Origin of the sequence: Streptomyces sp. NBC_00663 (genome assembly GCF_036226885.1) — a bacterium.
Taxonomy (GTDB): Bacteria; Actinomycetota; Actinomycetes; order Streptomycetales; family Streptomycetaceae; genus Streptomyces.
In genome coordinates, this window is the sequence record NZ_CP109027.1 from 1516518 (window position 1) to 1531825 (window position 15308).

Sequence of the window (15308 nt, forward strand, 5' to 3'; positions counted from 1 at the left end):
CATGACGAAGATCGACACCAGCCGTCCGGAGACGGTCCTCCCGACCCCGTCGCACACGGTCGGCCCCTTCTACGGCCACGCCCTGCCCTTCCCCGGCGGCGAGGACATCGCGCCGGTCGGCCACCCGGACACGATCGCCGTGCACGGCTTCGTCTACGACGGTGAGGGCAGGCCTCTGCCGGACGCGTTCGTGGAGTTGTGGGGGCCTGACCCCGACGGCAACATCCCGCGGGTCGACGGCTCGATGCGGCGCGACGGGGCCAGCGGTGGGTTCATGGGGCGCACCGGTGTGGAGTTCACCGGGTGGGGCCGCAGCCAGACGGACGCGAGCGGGCACTGGTCCGCGCGGACTCTGCGCCCGGGTGCGCGCGGACAGAGCGCGCCGTATCTCAGCGTGTGCGTGTTCGCCCGCGGCCTGCTGGTGCACCTGTACACGCGGATCTACTTCCCCGGTGACGAGGCCGCGCTCGCCGCGGACCCGCTGCTGAACCAGGTGGACCCCGCGCGACGCGGCACGTTGATCGCGGCCGACGGCGGCAACGGAACGTACCGTTTCGACATCCGCCTTCAGGGCGAAGGCGAGACGGTCTTCCTGGAGTTCCAGTGACATCTGCCCCGGAGTCGGACGCCGGCCTGCTCGCCCCCGGGTGGGCCGGGTCCCTCGCCGCCGCCGCGACGAGCGGCGCCGCGTTTCTGCGCGCGCTGCTGGACGCGGAGGCCGCGCTGACCCGTGCCCAGGCGGCCCTTGGGCTGGCCCCGGACGAGGCCGCCGCGGCGGTCACCGCGGCTGCCCGGTCCGGGGAGTTCGACGCCGGGGACATCGCTCTGCGCGCGCGTGCGGGCGGCAACCCGGTGATCCCGCTGGTCGCCGATCTGACGAAGGCGGTCGGCGGCGAGTACGGCTCGTACGTCCACCGGGGTGCGACCAGCCAGGACATCCTGGACACGGCGGCGATGCTGGTCGCCGTGCGCACCCTCGACCTGGTCCGCGCCGACCTCGCGCGGACGGAGGCGGCGCTGGCCGTGCTGGCCGCCGAGCACCGGGACACGGCGATGCCGGGTCGCACGCTGACCCAGCACGCGGTGCCGACGACGTTCGGGCTGAAGGCGGCCGGGTGGCGGTCGCTGGTCCTGGACGCACGGGACCGGGTGACGTCCGTACGCGACTGTCTGCCCGCCCAACTCGGGGGCGCGGCAGGGACACTGGCCGCCTTCACGGCGTACGGCGCGACGGACCCGACCGCGCTGCCGGCGGTGTACGCGCGCGAACTCGGCCTCAAGGCGCCCGACCTGCCCTGGCACACCCTGCGCACCCCGATCGCCGATCTCGCCGGCTGTCTGGCCTTCGCGGCCGGGGCGCTGGGGAAGATCGCCACGGATGTGCTGACGCTGGCCCGCACCGAGATCGCCGAGGTGGCGGAGGGCAGCGGCGGCGGTTCCTCGGCGATGCCGCACAAGGCGAATCCCGTACGGTCCACGCTGATCGCCGCCGCCGCCCGGCGGGCGCCTCTGCTCGCCGCGACGCTGTACGGGTCCGTGGCGGCCGAGGACGAGCGGCCGGCCGGTGCCTGGCACGCCGAGTGGGAGCCGCTGCGCGATCTGCTCCGGCTGGTCGGCGGAGCGGCGCGCGATGCCGCCGAACTCACCGAGGGGCTGCGGGTGAACGCGGATGCCATGCGGCAACACCTGGACCTCACCCACGGGTTGATCGTCTCCGAGCGGATATCCGCCGAACTGGCCCCGGTCCTGGGGCGGTCCCGCGCCAAGGAACTGCTGACCGAGCTGGCGCGCCGCACCTACACCGAGGGCCGTTCCCTTCAGGAACTCCTGCCGGAGGAGCCGGAGTTGAAGGAATCCGTGGACCTCGACCCCACTCACTACACCGGCGCCGCCGGGACTCTCACCGACCGTGCTCTGGAGCGACGTTGACCGCCACACTCCTCAACCACCACACCGAGGGACCCACTTCGGCCTCTCCGCTGCTGCTGGGCCCGTCGCTCGGCACGTCGTCCGCCCTCTGGGACAAGGTCGCGCCGGAACTGTCCGTCACCCACCGAGTGGTCCGCTGGGACCTGCCCGGACACGGCGGCAGCCCGGCCGGCCTGATCGGTCCCGGCGCCACCGTCGCCGACCTCGCCGCGCTGGTGCTCGCGCTCGCCGACTCGCTCGGCATCGAGCGGTTCGCCTACGCGGGGGTGTCGCTGGGCGGTGCGGTCGGCCTGCACCTGGCCGTCCACCACCCCGAGCGGATCTCGTCGCTGGCCGTGGTCTGCTCCTCGGCCCACTTCAACGGGGCCAAGCCCTGGGAGGAGCGGGCGGCACGGGTGCGCGACGAGGGCCTGGACTGGCTCGTGGAGAGCGCGGACGCGCGCTGGTTCACACCCGGCTTCACCGTGCCCCGGCTGGTCCGGGACCAGGGGGACGCCGATCCCGGGGCGTATGCCGCCTGCTGCGACGCGCTCGCCGCCTTCGACCTGCGGGACCGGCTGGCGGAGATCACCGCGCCGACCCTGCTGGTCGCCGGCCGGGAGGACCCGGCGACCCCGCCCGCGCATCTGCGGGAGATCGCCGACGCGGTGCCGGGCGCCGCGCTCGTGGAGATCCCGGGCGCCTCGCACATAGCTCCCGCCGAGTGCCCGGAGGCCGTGCTGACAGCCCTGCGCACCCACTTCGACGGCGGCGCCAGGAGGGGCATGGAGGTACGGCGCGAGGTCCTCGGCGACGCCCACGTGGACCGGGCGCAGGCCCGGCAGACGCCGTTCACCGCCCGCTACCAGGACTTCATCTCGCGCTACGCCTGGGGCGAGATCTGGACCGACCCGACGCTCAGCCGCCGCGAACGCAGCATGATCACGCTGACGGCGCTGGTCGCGCACGGCCACTACGACGAGCTGGCCATGCATGTGCGGGCGGCCCGGCGCAACGGTCTGACGCCGGACGAGATCGGCGCCGTACTGCTACAGACGGCTGTGTACTGCGGGGTTCCGGCGGCGAACTCGGCGTTCGCGACGGCGCAGCGGGTGCTGGCGGAGGACGGGGAAGCCTGACCCTGCCGGTCCTACCCTCGGCAGCATCTGCCACATGCCTGCCCCGTGTGCCTACGGTGGAGGCATGTCGACTGTTCTGATCACCGGCGCCACCTCCGGTCTCGGCCGGTACGTCGCCTTCGAGCTGGTCCGCTCCGGGCACGTCGTCCTCGCTCACGGCCGCGATCCGGGCCGCACCGAGCGGCTGGTCGAGGAGCTGCGGGCCGAGGGCGACGCCGAGGCGTTCGTCGCCGACCTGTCCTCGCTTGCGCAGGTGCGCGAGCTGGGCGCGCATGTCGCCGACGCCCATCCCGACCTGGACGTGCTGATCAACAACGCGGGTGTGGGCGCCGGTTCACCGGGCGCGGCCCGCGAGCTGAGCGCCGACGGCCACGAACTCCGCCTGGCCGTCAACTACTTGGCCCCGGTGGCGCTGACCCGCACCCTCCTCCCGACGCTGCGCGCCAACGCACCCGCCCGGATCGTCAACGTCGGCTCGGTGGGCCAGGACCCCGTCGACTTCGACGACATCGAGTTCCGCCGCGGATACGACGGCTTCGCGGCCTACCGACGCGCCAAGTTCGCCCTGGCCGCCCATACGTTCACCCTGGCCGAGGAGTTGACGGGCACGGGCATCGCGGTGAACGTCCTGCACCCGGCCACCTTCATGGACACGGCGATGGTCCGCGAGGGCGGGGTGACGCCCTGGAGCACCGTGGCGGACGGCGCCCCGGGCGTACTGGCCCTGGCGACCGAGGACTTGGGCACGGGCAACTACTTCGACGGCACGAACAGGGCAAGGGCGCACGAGAAAACGTACGACGACGAGGTACAGAAACGAATGGCAACGGTCACTGATCAACTCCTCGCGCTGTAACGCCCCTAGGGGCGCGGGGAACTGCGCGATCAACCACGAACAACCCGCACCAGCCCAGTCACCGAAGCGACCGAGCTCTCAACGAAGCCCCCTGCCTGTCTCCAAAACCTCTCGCGCCTGAGCCACCAACTCATCCGCCCCACAAGACCGAGCCAGCGCCAACCCCCGCTGGATCTCCGCCACCGACCGCGCGGCGATCCCGTACTCCACCCGGGCATACGCATGTTCGTACTGACAGGGCGACGCCTCCAGATAGGTCACCGCCTGCGACAGCAACCGCACCGCCCGCTGCCCCGTCTCCAGCGCGGCAGCGCATCGCAGCGCCTCACCGATCGCGGTGTCCGTACCGAACCGCTCGGCCCGCCGCCGCGCGTCCGTGGCGAGCTGGGCGGCACGCGCCGGGTCCTGGGTGGAGAGGGCGCGGGCGAGGTCGAGCGCCCAGGGGACCATGACCGGGTTGTGGTGGCCGCGGGCCGCCGCCGCCTTCTCCGCGGCCTCCAGTTCGTTGATGCCGTCCTGGGTGCGGCCCACGGCCAGCAGCAGCCTGCCCCGGACCGAGCGCGGGTCGGGCAGCACGATGGTCGACGGATAGGGCGGGGCGAAGCCGTACTGCTCGGCGATGTCCCAGGCCTCGGAGACATGCCCGCGCGCGAGCAGCGTGTCGACGAGGTTGCAGGTGGCCGACCAGTACAGCGGCAGCCCGCGGGCGACCCGGTCGGCGATGCGCAGGGACTCGCGCAGCGCGTCCTCGGCCTCCCTGAGACGGCCGCGCCTGCGGTGGTTGAAGCCGAGGAAGGCGTGGGCCAGGGCGAGGTGGCCGCCGCTCCAGCCGGCCGACTCGTAGGTGCGCAGCGCGTCGGTGAACATGCTCTCGGCGCGGTCGAGCCGGTCGGTGTAGGTGTAGGAGCTGGCCAGCATCATGAGGATCTCCAGGCCCCACTCGGTGTCGGTCCAGCCGAGTCCGGGGGCCAGCCGGCCGTTGACGAGGGAGCGGTCGCTCAGTTCCACGACGACCTCGGCGTTCTCCCCGTGGGTCATGGCGTCGAAGCCGCGCAGGATGAGCAGGGCGCGCTCGGAGTTGTCCCGCCCGGTGCAGGTCGAGGCGAGTTCGGCGAGCCGCTCGGAGCGGCCCGGTGAGCCGGCCTCGCCCGCGTGGATGCCCTCCCACATGTACTGCACGGCCTGGAGCCGGAGTTGGGCGGGGCCGGGTGTGTGCCGGGCGGCCTCCGCCTCGACCGTGCGGACCGCGTCCTCCAGCTGGTCGTTGTGGATCAGGGCCTGGGAGAGACGGACGACGGCGTCGACGCGCTCGGCTCCGTCGAGGCCCGGCATGGCGAGCGCGGACTGGAGATGGTCGACGGTGGTCGCGGGCGCGGTCAGGAGGATGGCGCAGCCCAGTTCGTAGAGCACGCGCGCGTGGGCCTCCTGCCGGGGCGGTTCCAGCAGTGCCCGTTCCAGACAGCGGCGGGCCGCGTCGGGGGCGCCGACGGCGAGGTGTTCGCGGGCGGCCTCGCGGAGCTGCTCGACGAGTTCCTCGTCGTCGTCCGGGTGGACCTGGAGGAGGTGCCGGGAGGCCATCGCCGCGCCGAGCCCGGAGTCGGTGACGACGCGGGCGGCGATGCCGTGCATCGCGGTGCACAGGGCGGGCGGGATGGAGTTGTAGACGGCGCTGGCGATGAGCGGGTGGACGAACTCCAGGTCGCCGTCGCCCGCCGGGACGGCGGAGGGGTCGGGCTCGGTCAGGATGCGGGCGTTGCGCAGGAGTTCGGCGCAGCGGACGGCGTCCTCGTCGCTCATGGTGGCGAGTTTGGCCACGAGGCCGACGGAGATGCCGGTGCCGAGGATGGCGGCCGCCCAGGCGAACCGGGTGGCCTCGATGCCGAGTCCTTCGAGGCGGGCGACGAGGCCGCCGCCGCGGGCGGAGCGGTTGAGGGCGCGCAGTTCGGGGGCCTGGGCCTCGACCGGTTCGAGTTCGCTGTCCTGGACCTTGGCGAGGAGTTCGACCGTCTCGTACGGGTTGCCGCCGGTGACGGCCCACACCTCGCGGCAGAACGGGGCGTCGGCGTGCTCACCGAGGGTGGCGTGGGTCAGGCCGGCGGTCGCCTCCGGGGTCAGGGCGCTGAGCGTGGCGACGGGGGCGTCCGCGGCGGCGGCGACGGCGTCGAGGTGGCGGGCGCTCTCGCCGCTCACCTCGCCGGGGCGGCGGGCCACCAGGACCAGGACGGACAGGTCGTCGAGGCGCTCGACGAACGCGGCGAGCCAGCGCAGGGTCTCCTGGTCGGCCCAGTGGGCGTCGTCGATGACGAGCACCAGCGGCCAGTCGCGGCGGGCGAGGCGGCGTACGGCGGCCACGAGGCCGTCGCACACGCCCTGCGGGTCGGGCTGGCGCTCGCCCGGCTCGGTCAGTCCGAGGGCGGGGCCGGCGATGTCGTACCAGTCGCCGAGGTACTCTCGCGCCTCCTCCGGCATCAGGGACACCAGGGCGGGCTGGAGCAGCTGCCGCAGCACGTTGAAGGGGACGGACCTGAGGGTCTCGCCGCCGCGGGCCGACCAGACGACGCAGCCGCGCGCTTCGGCCCTGCGCCGGGTCTCGGCCAGCAGCGCGGTCTTGCCGAGTCCGGCCTCGCCGCGGAACATCAGCACGCTGCCCGACGACGAGCTGTCGGCGCGCAGCGTGTCGATCGCCCGCTCGACGGCGGCGACCTCCTCGTCGCGCTCCCACAGGAAGGCCGAGGCGGCCTGGGTGGGCCGTGCCTCCGTCATCCCGTTACCTCCCCAAGTCGCCCGAACGACGTACAGACCTCGAGCGTAGCCGTCCGATTGCCTAAGTGGAGGGCGGTCCGGGCAGCTGTTGCCTCGACGGGTGACAGCGGGGGCGGGCGGTCGACGCACCCGGCCCGTGACCTGCGCCCCCTGCTTGTTGACTGTCAGTCAAAAACTGGAGGAGGAGCCCATTTTCCAAGATCGGCAAGCGGACCGCGCGACCGGTGAAGGAGCGGGTCGCTCCCGCCGCGCCCTGATCGCCGGGTCGGTCGGCAACTTCATCGAGTGGTACGAGTTCGGCGTCTACGGCTACTTCGCCACGATCATCGCGGCGCGCTTCTTCACCCCGGAAGGGGGCGGCGAGGTGGAGGCGCTGGTCAAGACGTACGCGTCGTTCGCGCTGGCGTTCTTCTTCCGGCCGGTCGGGGCGGCCCTGTTCGGGCGGCTCGGGGACCGGGTCGGGCGGCGGCCGGTGCTGATCCTGGTGATCGCGCTGATGACCGGCGCGACGACACTGATCGGCGCGCTGCCGACGTACGACCGGGTCGGCGTGCTCGCGCCCTGGCTGCTCACCTTTCTGAGGGTGGTTCAGGGGCTGTCCGCGGGTGGGGAGTTCGGCGGGGCGGTGTCGGTGATGACGGAGTTCGCTCCGCAGGGCCGACGGGGGCTGTACGGGTCGTGGCAGTCGTTCACGGTGGCGCTCGGGCTGTTGGGCGGCGCCGGGGCGGCGGCGCTGCTCGCGACGGTGCTGACGGAGGCGCAACTGGGCGACTGGGGCTGGCGGTTGCCGTTCCTGCTGACGCTGCCGATGGGGTTGGGGGCGCTGTGGCTGCGGTTGCGGCTGGACGAGACCCCGGCCTTCGAGGAGGCCCGGGACCGGACGCGGCGGAGGCCGCCCCCGCGTGAGCTCGCCGGGGCGATCGCGCTCGGCGCGGGGCGTGTCATGGGCTGGGCGGCGGCCGGTTACACCTTCCTCGTCGTGCTGCCCTCCTACCTCCAGAGCACCCTGCACGCGAGTTTCCGGCAGGCGCTGCTCGCCACCGTGCTGGCCAATCTGGGTTTCGCGGCGACCATCGTCCCGGCGGGGCTGCTGAGCGACCGGGTGGGGCGGCGGCCGGTGATGCTGACGGGGGCGGTGCTGGTGGTCGCGCTCGCGGTGCCGCTGCTCAACCTCCTTCAGGACGACGGAACCTCGAACGCCGTGAAGGGCGTCGCGGTGTGCGGCGCGGGTGCCGTGGTGGGTCTGATGGCGGGGCCGGGACCGGCGATGCTGGCGGAGCTGTTCCCGACCGACGTGCGCTGCACCGGGCTGGGACTCGCCTACGCGCTGTCCAATGCGGTGTTCTCGGGGTGCGCGGGCCTCATCATCACCAAGACCGTGGAGCGGACCGGGAACGTGGACATCCCGGCGTACTACGCGGCGGCGACCTGCGCGGTGAGCGCGCTCGCCCTGGCGAAGTCACCCGAGCGGAAGGGGAGTTGAGCGGATGCGGGTCATCGGGCTGATGTCCGGCACGTCGTACGACGCCATCGACGCGGCGGCGGCCGATCTGAGGCTCGTCGACGACAGCCTCGTACTCGAACCGCTGGGGATGGTGAGCGAGCCGTACGACGACGAGTTGCGCGAGGCGCTCGGGGCCGCCCTGCCGCCGGGGCGGACGTCGATGGCGCAGGTGTGCCGGCTCGACACCCTCATCGGGCGGGCCTTCGCCGCGGCGGCCGTCCGGGCCGGGCGTGAACGGTGCGACGGGCGGGCCGAGTTGGTCGCCTCGCACGGGCAGACCGTCTACCACTGGGCCGAGGCGGGCCAGGTGCACGGCACGCTCCAGCTCGGGCAGCCCGCCTGGATCGCGGAGGCCACGGGGCTGACCGTCGTGTCCGACTTCCGGCCGCGTGACATCGCCGCCGGCGGACAGGGCGCGCCGCTGGTCAGCCTGGTCGACCTGCTGTGGCTGCGCGGCCGGCCGGGCACACCGGTCGCGCTCAACCTCGGCGGCATCGCCAACCTCACCGCGCCCGACGGAACGGCCTTCGACACCGGGCCGGGGTGCGCGCTGATCGACGCGGCGGCCCGGGGGTTCAGCGGCGGACGTCTGGCGTACGACGCCGACGGAGCGCTGGCCGCGCGGGGCCGGGTGCACGGGCCGCTGCTCACCCGGCTGCTCGCGGAGCCGTACTACGCGCTGGAGCCGCCCAAGACGACCGGGAAGGAGCTGTTCCACCTCGGGCATCTCCAGGACGCCCTGGCCGGGTTCGGGACGCTGCCCGCCGAGGACGTCGTCGCCACCCTGACGATGCTCACGGCCCGGACGGTCGCCGACGCCGTACGGACGCTCGACGCGACGGAGGTGATCGCCTCGGGCGGCGGGACGCGCAACCCGACGCTGATGCGGATGCTCGGCGCCCAGCTGCCCGGCGTCGCCCTGCGCGCCTCCGACGAACTGGGGCTGCCGTCGGACGCGAAGGAGGCGTACGCCTTCGCCGTGCTGGGGTTCCTGACCGTGCACGGGCTGCCCGGCACGGTGCCGCGGAGCACGGGTGCCCGGCACGCGCGCGTGCTCGGATCGGTGACTCCGGGACGCGACGGACCGCGTCTGCCGCCGCCCGCGCGGGTGCGTCCTGTACGACTCGTCCTGAACTGACCGAAATTCCCTACCGGCCCTCTCATACGCCTTTCACCGACGCCTCATACGGTGGGGGCATGACGCAGGTGACTCCTCCCGGTTGGTATCCCGATCCCGGGCAGACAAGTGACGGTCCCGCCACCGAGCGCTGGTGGGACGGCAAGGCATGGACTGACCAGACCCGCCCCGCGGGGTCGGCCGCCGCATGGGGTCCTCCGGCGCAGACCCCCGACGCGGGGCCGTATCCGGCGTACCCCACCTATCCGGGCCAGCCACCGGCCGGCGGCCGGCGTGGGCTGCGGACGGGCATAGCCGTCGCGGTCGCCGTCGCGGTCCTCGCCAGCATCGGCGTGGGCGTGTGGGCGCTGACCAGTGACGACGACGGGGGTGGCGACACCGCCAACTCCCAGCAGCAGCCGGGCGGCCAGGGCGGCACCGATGGCCCCGGTGGCCAGGGCGGTCCCGGTGGCCAGGACGGCGGCCAGGGCGGCCCTGGTGGCAACGGCGGCTCGGGCGGATCCGGTGGTTCCGGAGGCGCGTCGCCCTCGCCGCAGGAGTCCGAGGCGCCGAAGATCGAGAGCGGTTCGGTGTCCGACTCGATCAGCGGGATCAGCATCCCGATCCCGGACGGCTGGTACGGCCAGGAGATCCAGGTCGGCGCGTCGGTCACGTCCGACGACTCCTACCAGTGCCCCGGCGAGACATCGAAGACGTGCACGAAGGGCGGCGCCTACTCCGCGCCCGCCGTCGCGTTCGGCCACCAGGACAAGACGGCCGAGGCGGTCGCCAAGGCCGACATCAAGGCCAACGCCGACGAGTCCTACGGCGGCAAGACCTACGGCGCGATCACCTCCCACGACGTGCTCGCCTCCAAGGCGGTGACCGTCGCCGGGCAGAAGGGCTATCTGGTCCGCTGGAAGGCGGTGACGAGCAAGGGCGCCGACGGCTACGTCGAGTCCCTGGCCTTCCCCTCCCCCTCGAACGCGCAGCAGATCGTCGTCGTGCGCTTCGGCGTCGACGTCGGCGAGAAGCAGTCGGTGATCGACGAGATCACCAAGGGGATCAAGGTGTCGACGGGCGGCGGCAGCGGCACGGACGTGTAGGACGCCCACCGGACAGCAGTCGGCCGGGTGGGGCGCCTCTCCGCTCAAGAGGAACCCCACCCGGCCGGGGGGTGCGCGCCGCCCCCGTCCCCACGGTGCGGCGCGAGCAGGTCACCGTCCAGTCATCCCATGGACGGCGGCCTGGGTCTTCAGGCTCCGGATCTCAAGCTCCGGGCCCTCATGTCTCGGCCCTTCACGTCAGGCCCAGTGCGGGCAGCACCACGGCGTCGACGAATCGGACCAGATAGTCGGGGTCGGCGTACTCCCCGTCCACGACGGGCCGCGCGCGGATCACCCCGAACAGCTGGGCCGGGATGTACTCCAGCGCGGGCTGGTCGGCGGTGATCTCACCGCGCTCGACCCCCCGCTGGAGGATCTCCTTCAGCGCGGTGATCTCCGGGTGGACGAGCGCCTCACGCAGCGCCATCGCCAGTTCCGCGTCCTGGGTGACGGCGTGTCCGAGGGCCTGGAGCAGCTTGGTGTCCCGCATCGACCACCGGCCCGCGGCCCGCGCGACCTCGCGCAGGTCGTTCGCGAGCGTTCCGGTGTCGATGCCCTCGAACTTCGACATACGGCGCGAGCGCAGCGCGGCCACCACGAACTGGGGCTTGGTCTTCCACTGCCGGTACAGCGTGGACTTGCTGCACCGGGTGCTGGCGGCCACCCCTTCCATGGTCACGGCGTCATAGCCGCACTCCCGGATCTGCTCGAGGACGGCGTCGAAGAACTCCTGCTCACGCTCGCGCGAGATTTTGGAGCGGCGCGAGGCGGCGACCGTGTCCGGTCCGTCCGCGGCCTGCGACGTCATCGGCTCTTCTCCTCGTTTCTAGTGCGGCTCAAGCTGCCGCGGCCAAGGTGTTGAGGGTCTGCGTTCCAGTGTGGCGTACGTCTATCGATACTCGAGTGTACCGGTACTGGACCGTATCGGTACACTGGCGTATCGGTACGCACCCGTATCGCTGGGTCTGGTGCGGAGCGCGATGAGTTCCCCGCGCTCCGGAAGTCACCAGTTCAGCCCGCACCACCGTCAGCGAAGGGGCCGGGGGATGAATGCCCGCACCGAGCCTGCACAAGGAGAGACCGACGCGATAGCGCGGCCTCCGCTCGTCCGTGAGCTCCTGCTCGTCGCAGGGCTCTTCCTCGTCTACAAGTTCGGCCGTCAGCTGGCGACCGGCCACACCGGCGAGGCCTTCGGCAACGCGCACCGCGTGTGGGACCTGGAACGAGCCGTCCACCTGCCCGGCGAGGGCTCCGTGCAGAACCTGCTGCTGCACGGCGACACCCTCGTGCACTTCGCGAACACCTACTACGCGACGGTCCACTTCCCGGCCACCGCGGCCTTCCTGATCTGGCTCTATCTGCGCCGGCCCGCGCACTACGTCTGGGCCCGCCGAATCCTCGCCGCCGTCACCGCCGCCGCCCTGCTGGTGCATCTCACGTTCCCGCTGGCCCCGCCGCGCATGCTGGCCGCGACCGGCCTGGTGGACACCGCGAAGCTGTACGGGCCCTCGGTGTACGGCCCGCCGCAGACCGACCACCTCTCGAACCAGTTCGCGGCGATGCCCTCGCTGCACTTCGGCTGGGCCCTGATGGTGGCGATCGGCCTGATCGTGGCGACCAGGTCGCGCTGGCGCTGGCTGTGGCTGCTGCACCCGCTGCTGACCCTGACGGTGATCGTCGGCACCGCGAACCACTACTGGCTCGACGCGATCGTGGCCGCCGCGATGCTCGGCATCGCGCTCGCGGTGATCCGCATGCCGCACCTTCCGCGGCGTACGAAGACCACGGCGGGGCCCGTCCAGGAGGACCCGGCCCCCGCCGACGCGAACACCGAGAAGAACGTCCTGGTCGGAGCGGGCCGATGAGCGCCACCGTCCTCGCCGTCGTCCTCTCGCTCTTCTCCGCCGTCGCCTACGCGGCCGCGGCGGTCGCCCAGGAGCGGCTGGCCTCCCGCGACCCGGGCCCGGGCATGGCGCGGATGCTCACCTCGGGCGCCTGGTGGGGGTCGGTCGTCCTGAACGCCTCCGCCGCGCTGCTGCACGTGGTGGCCCTCAAGTACGGCCCGCTCACCGTGGTCCAGCCACTGGGCGCGCTCACCCTGGTCGCCGCCGTGCCGATGGGCGCGCGCGTGGCCGGACGCCGGGTCAGCGCCACGGAGTGGCGGGGTACGGCGTACACGCTGATCGGCCTGGCCGCGATCCTGGTCACGGCCTCCGGAGCCGCCCCCGAGAACGTCCTCAGCACGCCCGAGGCCCTCGCGGTGGCCGGTGTGACGGCCGCGCTGATCGGGCTGCTGGCCCGCCGCGGCACCCGCCCCGGGCTGCGGCACGCGACCGGGTCGGGGTTCGCCTCCGGGGTCGCCTCGGCCCTCACCCAGACGGTGACCGTGGCGGCGACCGACCGCTCGGAGTCGCTGCTGAGCGTGCAGGTGATCGGCGTGGCCCTGCTGGTCGCGGCGTTCGCGGCGGGCGGTCTGCTGCTGTCCCAGGTGGCCTACCGGGGCGGTCTCGGCGCCCCGCTCGCGGTGGTGACCCTGGCGAACCCGCTGGCCGCCGCGGTGATCGGCCTGTCCCTGCTCGGCGAACGCCTCCAGGGCGGCGCCGCGGGCGTCCTGCTGGCGCTGGCCGGAGCGGGCGTGGCGGCCTGGGGCGTGGTGCTGCTGAGCCGGGTGACCCCGGAGCCGGCGGTCGCGCCCAGCAAGGTCGTGGCATCCGGCGGACCCACTGCCGAGGACCCGGTGGCCGCCCATCCCGTGGCCGCCGTACTCGCCCTGGAGTCCGCGAAGGCGGCGGCCGAGCAGGGCCTGGTGCCCCGGCAGCCGCAACAACCGGGGCACCTCACATCACTGTGAACCGAGCGGCTCCGAGCGGGCCGAGGCACGAGGAAGCCGGGCGGCTCCGAACCGGCCGAGGCACGAGGAACCCGAGCGGCCGCGAGCCAGCCGGGACACGAGGGACCCAGGCGGCCGCGAGCCAGCCGGGACACGAGGAAGCCGAGCGACCCCGAGCCGGACGCGACACGAGGAAGCCGAGCGACCCCGAGCCGGACGCGACACGAGGAACCCGGGCGACCCCGAACCAGCCGGGACACGAGGAACCCGAGCGACCCCGAACCAGCCGGGACACGAGGAACCCGAGCGACCCCGAACCAGCCGGGACACGAGGAACCCGAGCGACCCCGAACCAGCCGGGACACGAGGGACCCAGGCGGCCGCGAGCCGGACGCGACACGAGGAACCCGGGCGACCCCGAGCCGGACGCGACACGAGGAACCCGGGCGACCCCGAACCGGACGCGGCGCGAGGGAGCCGGGCGGTGGAGCGCCCGGCTCCGTGCTACTCGGCGATGATCGCCGGGTCGCTCACCCCGGGCCGGCCGTTCTCGACGTGTCCGGCGAATCCGCGCAGGAACGCCGGGTCCGCGTCGGACGTGACGGTGAGGTCGTACCAGCGCCGGCTCGCCGTGAGGCCGATCGTGCGCCTGACGGTGGCACCGGGCCGTACGGTCACCGACGTCGCGGCACCGCCGTACCCGTTGACGATCTTCAGCCGGACGCTGCCGGTCCCCTTGTTGGTGAGGGTCAGCTCGACGTCGTCGCCGCAGTGCCGCGCGGTGACCTCGGGTCCGGCCGCCTTGTTGCCGCCCTTGAAGGCGCGCACGAACCCGTTCGGGCCGTGCACGGTCAGGTCGTACGAGCCGTTCGAGTACGCCGAGTTCCAGGTGTCGGCGACGGACTTGCCGGCCTCGGTGGTGTAGGTCCAGGGCCCGTCGGTGCGGTTGCCGGACGTGACCAGGAAGCCCGCGCCCGCCTGGGCACCGGAGGCGAAGGTCAGCGTGAACTTTCCGGCCGCCGTGTCCACGGAACCGTCCACGTGCGGGGCGTACTTGAGCGGGCGTGCGGGGCGCAGCCCGCGCTCCTGCTTCGGCAGCACCGGGTTGGCGGGCGGGGTGGGCACGTAGTCGGGGTGGCGGAGGCGGTCCGGCGGTTCGTAGGCGGCCGTGTCGGGCAGGGCGACCGGCCTGACGTCCGTGCGGGAGAAGTCGAAGGCCGCGGTGAGGTCGCCGCAGACCGCCCGGCGCCAGGGTGAGATGTTCGGCTCGTGCACCCCGAAGCGGCGCTCCATGAACCGGATGATCGAGGTGTGGTCGAGGGTCTCGGAGCAGACGTAACCGCCCTTGCTCCAGGGCGAGACGACGAGCATGGGCACCCGCTGGCCGAGCCCGTAGGGACCGGCGACATGACCGGCGTCGCCCTTGAAGAGGTCCAGGGCCGGATCGACCGTGGACCTGCCCTGCGCGGCGGAGGCGGGCGGGAACGCCGGGACGACGTGGTCGAAGAAGCCGTCGTTCTCGTCGAACGTAAGCCTGAGCGAGAGCCCGTGCGTCGCACTCACAGGGCCAGGGCGAACGCCATACCTTGCGACCTGCAGATTCACCGGTTTCCGGCCGACCCTGCGGCCGGATCTGATCGCTACCTGCGGCGTTCGTGACCGAGGGGTTCCGGAGGGGCGCGGCCTCTGAGGGCGAATGGCGCCGGACTGGAGGTCTGACAGGCTGTCCAGAGTGCCGCCGAGTTGCCGGGATGCTCATGGGACCCGGCGCTCCGCTCACATCCAAGGACACTTCTCTATGCCCGTATCCAGACACCGTATGCACCTTCCAGGGCACCGCACACACCCCGACCTGCGCACATCGTCAGATACGCCTGATTCGTTCCCTTGGGCTCGTCGTCGCCCCCGCTTGATTCCGAACCGGCGATCTTGATTCCGTTTGATTCCGAACCAGCCACATACACCCTCTGACCTGCGCAAACACTTTGGAATCGGCCGGTTCCGTTGCTTGATTCCAAAGCACACTTGGGCCCGGGTTCCGGTCTTTGGAACCGGAACCGGGTCCTTAAGGGATTCCGATTCCGA

The 15308-nt window shown here is 72.7% G+C and carries 11 protein-coding genes and 1 pseudogene; 9 read left to right on the forward strand and 3 right to left on the reverse strand.

What is annotated here, in order from left to right; translation table 11 throughout:
* The first annotated feature begins 1 nt into the window (after window position 1).
* The 4 genes from pcaG to OG866_RS06940 all read left to right on the forward strand — a co-directional run bounded on the left by pcaG (window position 2) and on the right by OG866_RS06940 (window position 3903).
* Entirely contained in the window at window positions 2-607 is a 606-nt protein-coding gene (pcaG, locus tag OG866_RS06925; protein ID WP_329332547.1) for a protocatechuate 3,4-dioxygenase subunit alpha, read from the forward strand.
* A complete protein-coding gene (gene pcaB, locus OG866_RS06930; RefSeq protein WP_329332548.1) occupies window positions 604-1929 on the forward strand; it encodes a 3-carboxy-cis,cis-muconate cycloisomerase in 1326 nt (441 codons plus the stop codon). The genes pcaG and pcaB overlap by 4 nt, the downstream gene beginning before the upstream one ends.
* A complete protein-coding gene (gene pcaDC, locus OG866_RS06935; RefSeq protein WP_329332549.1) occupies window positions 1926-3047 on the forward strand; it encodes a bifunctional 3-oxoadipate enol-lactonase/4-carboxymuconolactone decarboxylase PcaDC in 1122 nt (373 codons plus the stop codon). The genes pcaB and pcaDC overlap by 4 nt, the downstream gene beginning before the upstream one ends.
* A gap of 64 nt (window positions 3048-3111) precedes the next feature.
* On the forward strand, window positions 3112-3903 hold the full coding sequence (locus OG866_RS06940; RefSeq protein ID WP_329332550.1) for an SDR family NAD(P)-dependent oxidoreductase: 792 nt from the start codon (window positions 3112-3114) through the stop codon (window positions 3901-3903).
* A gap of 78 nt (window positions 3904-3981) precedes the next feature.
* On the opposite strand, the gene OG866_RS06945 is transcribed toward OG866_RS06940, so the two are convergent.
* Window positions 3982-6666: an ATP-binding protein gene (locus tag OG866_RS06945; protein WP_329332551.1), complete on the reverse strand. Its 2685-nt coding sequence runs from the start codon at window positions 6664-6666 to the stop codon at window positions 3982-3984.
* 190 nt (window positions 6667-6856) lie between these two features.
* Between OG866_RS06945 and OG866_RS06950 the strand changes: the two genes are divergently transcribed.
* The 3 genes from OG866_RS06950 to OG866_RS06960 are packed head-to-tail and all read left to right on the forward strand — an operon-like array spanning window position 6857 to window position 10393.
* Complete coding sequence (locus tag OG866_RS06950; protein WP_329343966.1) at window positions 6857-8149, forward strand: MFS transporter; 1293 nt, start codon at window positions 6857-6859, stop codon at window positions 8147-8149.
* Window positions 8150-8153: 4 nt separating this feature from the next.
* A complete protein-coding gene (locus OG866_RS06955) occupies window positions 8154-9308 on the forward strand; it encodes an anhydro-N-acetylmuramic acid kinase (RefSeq protein ID WP_329332552.1) in 1155 nt (384 codons plus the stop codon).
* A 59-nt stretch (window positions 9309-9367) separates the two neighbouring features.
* Window positions 9368-10393 (forward strand): DUF2510 domain-containing protein, encoded by a 1026-nt coding sequence (locus OG866_RS06960; protein ID WP_329332553.1) that lies wholly within the window; start codon window positions 9368-9370, stop codon window positions 10391-10393.
* A gap of 193 nt (window positions 10394-10586) precedes the next feature.
* Here OG866_RS06960 and OG866_RS06965 read toward each other — a convergent pair whose 3' ends face one another.
* Window positions 10587-11201, reverse strand: a complete 615-nt coding sequence (locus OG866_RS06965) for a TetR/AcrR family transcriptional regulator (protein WP_329332554.1) — start codon at window positions 11199-11201, stop codon at window positions 10587-10589.
* A 238-nt stretch (window positions 11202-11439) separates the two neighbouring features.
* Here OG866_RS06965 and OG866_RS06970 point away from each other — a divergent pair, with 238 nt between their 5' ends.
* A complete protein-coding gene (locus tag OG866_RS06970) occupies window positions 11440-12258 on the forward strand; it encodes a phosphatase PAP2 family protein (RefSeq protein WP_329332555.1) in 819 nt (272 codons plus the stop codon).
* Window positions 12255-13244: a hypothetical protein gene (locus OG866_RS06975; protein WP_329332556.1), complete on the forward strand. Its 990-nt coding sequence runs from the start codon at window positions 12255-12257 to the stop codon at window positions 13242-13244. Before OG866_RS06970 ends, OG866_RS06975 begins: the two co-directional genes overlap by 4 nt.
* Window positions 13245-13727: 483 nt before the next feature.
* Here OG866_RS06975 and OG866_RS06980 read toward each other — a convergent pair.
* Window positions 13728-14765: pseudogene (locus OG866_RS06980) on the reverse strand (phospholipase domain-containing protein); the annotation flags it as partial.
* Window positions 14766-15308 lie beyond the last annotated feature (543 nt).

Coding starts and splice junctions, on each gene's coding strand:
- pcaG (WP_329332547.1), top strand. CDS start 2: ATGACGAAGATCGACACCAGCCGTCCGGAGACGGTCCTCCCGACCCCG.
- OG866_RS06940 (WP_329332550.1), top strand. CDS start 3,112: ATGTCGACTGTTCTGATCACCGGCGCCACCTCCGGTCTCGGCCGGTAC.
- OG866_RS06945 (WP_329332551.1), bottom strand. CDS start 6,666: ATGACGGAGGCACGGCCCACCCAGGCCGCCTCGGCCTTCCTGTGGGAG.
- OG866_RS06955 (WP_329332552.1), top strand. CDS start 8,154: ATGCGGGTCATCGGGCTGATGTCCGGCACGTCGTACGACGCCATCGAC.
- OG866_RS06960 (WP_329332553.1), top strand. CDS start 9,368: ATGACGCAGGTGACTCCTCCCGGTTGGTATCCCGATCCCGGGCAGACA.
- OG866_RS06965 (WP_329332554.1), bottom strand. CDS start 11,201: ATGACGTCGCAGGCCGCGGACGGACCGGACACGGTCGCCGCCTCGCGC.
- OG866_RS06970 (WP_329332555.1), top strand. CDS start 11,440: ATGAATGCCCGCACCGAGCCTGCACAAGGAGAGACCGACGCGATAGCG.
- OG866_RS06975 (WP_329332556.1), top strand. CDS start 12,255: ATGAGCGCCACCGTCCTCGCCGTCGTCCTCTCGCTCTTCTCCGCCGTC.